The organism is Nostoc sp. (assembly GCF_041747015.1).
Lineage (GTDB): Bacteria > Cyanobacteriota > Cyanobacteriia > Cyanobacteriales > Nostocaceae > Nostoc.
In genome coordinates, this window is record NZ_JBGTFY010000286.1 from 1 (window position 1) to 4,231 (window position 4,231).

The 4,231-nt window shown below is 44.2% G+C and carries 3 protein-coding genes and 1 pseudogene; 2 read left to right on the top strand and 2 right to left on the bottom strand.

The features are described 5' to 3' along the window. Positions 1–676 (top strand): hypothetical protein (locus ACEW80_RS23475; protein WP_373528903.1); only part of this gene is annotated, 676 nt, incomplete at its 5' end. Positions 677–740: 64 nt separating this feature from the next. Further along, positions 741–2,642 (top strand): hypothetical protein, encoded by a 1,902-nt coding sequence (locus ACEW80_RS23480; RefSeq protein ID WP_373528904.1) that lies wholly within the window; start codon positions 741–743, stop codon positions 2,640–2,642. Positions 2,643–3,179: 537 nt separating this feature from the next. On the opposite strand, the gene ACEW80_RS23485 is transcribed toward ACEW80_RS23480, so the two are convergent. Both ACEW80_RS23485 and ACEW80_RS23490 read right to left on the bottom strand, forming a co-directional pair. Next, positions 3,180–3,923 carry a hypothetical protein gene (locus tag ACEW80_RS23485; protein ID WP_373528905.1) on the bottom strand — a complete coding sequence of 248 codons (744 nt, stop codon included), beginning with the start codon at positions 3,921–3,923 and terminating at the stop codon, positions 3,180–3,182. Further along, a pseudogene (locus ACEW80_RS23490) lies at positions 3,910–4,231 on the bottom strand (hypothetical protein); the annotation flags it as partial. The gene ACEW80_RS23485 and the pseudogene ACEW80_RS23490, both read right to left, overlap by 14 nt.

Sequence of the window (4,231 nt, forward strand, 5' to 3'; positions counted from 1 at the left end):
TAACAGCGATGGGAAACCCAAAGGTAAGAAGCGAACGCTTGGTGAAATCATCGATTTTTGTGCCAAGGCTGTTGTAATGATTGTTGGCTTACCCATTAGGGCAGCCGCCGCTATAGTCAATCAGTTTGTTGCTAACGGTGGCGCGGGTCGTGCCTTGGTAGGTGGGATTTTATTTATTGGTGGTTCTGTAATTAGTGCTGATTCAACTTGGCAATTAATCTTTACTGGGCCCCCTGTATGCCCGTGGTTTGAGCCGGCTTGGAATTGGCTAAATGTGCCGTTTGCACTGTTCAACCCTTTGTTTTACTTGGCATTCATGGTTTCGGTGGGTGTGCAAGTAATCGAAGCCCATGCCCTACGGGGTAAAAACCCAGATTCAGCTAGGCGGGAACTTCAAGATCACATGGTCTATGAGCTTGAAACCAAGCCTAGTGGCAAGATTGACCTTGTTGGTGAACTGTGGAAGGACTACAAGACCGCAGGTACACGCGATCGCTCTAGTGCTGGGTTAGTTGTGATTGCGGTTTGGGTGTTCGATATTGTCACCACCTTTGCAGCTCGTAACCCATTTCAATTTACAGATCCATTCATGATTTTGGGCTGTATTTTATTCAACATTGGCACGATGATGGCGGGTGAGATTGGGTTTGCTATCTGGCGATTGACTAAAGATTAAAGTGAGTGCCGCTCAAGAATTCTCTCCATTGAGCGGCTGCTTAACTCAATGAGGCATTTCTTTTATGCAAAGTAACAATATCCCAAAAATTACAACCAAAGAAACGGAACACTTACGCGAATCATATCCGGCCTTATCCCATTTGGAGGCGGGTAATGTTTCTGAATGGTTGCAAGAGCGCAAGGATCAATTATTTGAAATGGCGAGGCAATCTGAGAACGAAGCAGACATGACTCGTGTACTTGGCTTGCTGGCTTCTGGGATAGGAGCGGTTTGTTATGCTGTCAATCCTCTAGCTGTAGTTGGTGGTTTAATTGGCGGTGCTGCGTGGTTATGGTTTGTTGTCGAACACTCGAACCGTACTAAAGAAATTGCACCAATACCCTTTGTACGTGGCAACTTTGTAGATGCGATCTCTCGTGCTGGTGACAAGGAAGCTAGAAGCAATTATCAGGCGGATCATCTTGCTAATACTGTTAAATTCCTAGAACGACAATCAGCAGAAGAGTACGCCTTTCTTCATGCTGAATTTGAAAATATTGGGCAGTATTTAACGCAAGTTGAGCCAGGAAAACGTTTTTATGCTTATCGCTGGATGTTTGGCTGGTTTGGCAAGCTCAAGGGTCGTCAGCTACCGACTTATCAAAGTATGGCTCTCCATTTACAGGATGTGACGATTGACAGCCGGCTGAATCGGTCAGAGGTAAGTGCCATCGCACAGGCTCAAACCCAGTTACCACCTACCGTAGATATCAAACAGTTTCACTCACCACAGGTAGATATTCGGGACATTCGCCAAGCTGCGGAATTTTCTAAACCGGAGGAGTTACAGCTATCAGCTAATGGGCTTTCACCAGACACTATAATTAATCTCCCTCTGGCAAATAGGGCTAACGCACTCATCGCGGCTTTAACGAAAAGTGGTTTCCAAATAGAAGACATGATGAGTTCCCAAGTCATTGCGATCGCTGGCACTCAGCGAGGTGGTAAGGGAACCTTAGCTGCAATCTTGGCAACATTATCTCTAGCTTTAGATTCGGGATTAAACACCCAATACTTTACAGCCGGGGTGGACGTTTACCCTTTTACTTGCAATCTGATTTCTGCTCTTAAATACCCGGAAAAAGATGCAGACGGGGCAGATAAGCTAGTCGCCCGTGACTTGCTTAAATTTCTTAAAGGCTTAGATGCAAGTGAACCTTATTCCCACAAAAACTTACTGTTAGTGATTGATGAGGCGATGCGGTTGCTGTCCTTACTTGATGAGAGCGATCGCACTTGGGCTATCCAATATCTGCTGAGTCGCTTCGCTAAGTCTGGCGGTACATTAATCATTGTGTTGCACGGCTCGAACCTAACTTCTGTGGTTGGTAAGGCGACAGCAGGACTAGCAGATACCTTTAAGCTATCGGTTAACTTTATTGGGTGTGTAGCTCAGTCTGTCAGCGCTGGCGGATTGCGAAAGATTAATGTTGCCAGTGGCGAATATTTTAAGGCTAACCCTAATAACTTTGCCGAACCTGTTAGCGGTGGCAATCTGGGCATGATTCCTGACTGGCTAAAGATAGAGTTACACCCAGGAAATGGTCAGCCAGATCCAGCTAGAACATTACTCAAATTTTTCCCGGAACTGGTACAGCATCACCAGCCAGCAGTTATGCCCAGAGGGGAGAAAATTGCACCAGATGACGCAGTTAATCAGCTTGAGTCTATTTTCTCAAAGCCTACCCAAGAGGTTGAATTTGTAGAGGTAGAAGAAGTAACCATTTCTGAGGCGGATAAAAATCTGATTTTAAACATTGTTACTTCAGCCGTGACAACACCAGTCAGCTTTGCTGCGATTAGAAATAGCCGAAAGTGGGGCGAGGATAAACCTAGTGTTCGGTATTTAAGAGGTGCGATTGCACAACTTATAGAATCCAAGCAATTGAAGGGTAGCGAGAAGTTAGGGTTTACTGCTTTTTAATATTACTGCAATCTCAAAAAGCCATTAACGAAGTCGGAACTAGGAAGTCGGAAGTCGGAAGCTTGACTCATTGTTCCGACGTTTAGGGGTTTAAATCCCCATCCCCAACGCCAAAGCTCGTAATGAGAAAGGGGTTAAAATCCCCATCTCAAAACCGTACTTCCGACTTCCGACCTACGACTTCCGACTTCTATTTAATTTTCACTTAGTTCAAAGATATCAAGACATAAACACCCTGAAATCCTAGTAATGGATTTAAATTTATGCACCCAATTGAGTTTAAGAAAAAATGGCAGTTAACTTACGACGAGCTTGCACTTGTCTTGGGTTATCAAAGTGATTTCACTGTCCGTTGCTGGGGGATAAATGGAAAACGCAAGCGTAAAGAAGTCAAAAAGTTGTCTATGTTGCTTGCAGACTTCTTGATGAGAAGTGGTCAGCGCAGGGGAAACTTGTAGATTCTTACCTTTGATTATTTCTATTATTGGGGCAAATATTACGTTAAGCCTGTTTGCCCCAATCACTATATATTGCCCTTCATCTTCGATTTCGGTCAGTCCCCAAACGCTTTTCTACCCGTTGTAGCTTGACATTGCTATAACCAGTACGCTGCCAGATAGCTCGGAGATAGGTATTGAAATCATCCGAGATTTTTACCGGAATAAATTGATTGAGTCCGAAGAACATTGACAAAGCAAACATTGTCGTAATCAACCCCATCATTCCATATTGGCTTAGGGGTTCAGAGCGATAAACCTCTTTCTCTATGGTGATGGGTTTGGGAGGAGGGCTGTTCTTCAACTCCTGAATCGCCGTAGTCAACTTCTGGGTGTGACTCAACAGTTGATTCCCGTTCTGTTTTAGCTGCAATACTTCGCTCTTGAGTCCTTTGAATTCTAAGCTCTCTAATGTCGCTGATGACTTGGGCATATTCTTTAACTGTGTCAGCAAGGGAGTTAATTCTTGTCTCAAATCTTCGTTGTTCTTCTCGGACTCGTTCGATGAGAGATTCTGATTCTTCAATTCCTTCGTCAGCATCTCGATTGTCGCTATCGCTTGGTTGAGGAGTTGACTTTGAATTAGATTCGTCTGTGACCATGCTTGTAACTCCGCCCTATCTCTTTCGCGTTCAGTTTTCTGTGATTGCTTAAAACTTTCAAACTCTCTATATAATCTGCCTAATGCTATCTTGACTTCCCCCTGTTCACTGCTCTCTACGGAATTGGCAGTTTCAGAGTCAAGATTGCTGTGATTGCCGTTGCTATTATTATTGTTGCTCATTAGTTTTCTTTTTACCCCGACGAGAAGTAGATACTGTTACCGATACTTGATCTGAAGTCGAAGTCAAAGAGGACTCAGCAACAAGACTTACCTCTGACTGCTGCAACCCCAAATAATACCCAGCCTTTTCAAGCTCTGGTTTCGCCTGATCTAAAAATCCACTCACTAGCAGGTAATCTCCAAAAGGAAAACCATTCTCTTCAGTCGCAGCCGAGTAAGGCAGACCTTTTTCTGTCAACGTGTCAAAGGTTGAGTAGTCTAGCTCTGGCATTTCTATTTCTATGCCTTTCAATTCCGAAATAGCTGCC

Excerpts from the sequence above, each read along its gene's own strand:
- ACEW80_RS23480 (WP_373528904.1), top strand. The coding sequence starts at position 741 with ATGCAAAGTAACAATATCCCAAAAATTACAACCAAAGAAACGGAACAC.
- ACEW80_RS23485 (WP_373528905.1), bottom strand. The coding sequence starts at position 3,923 with ATGAGCAACAATAATAATAGCAACGGCAATCACAGCAATCTTGACTCT.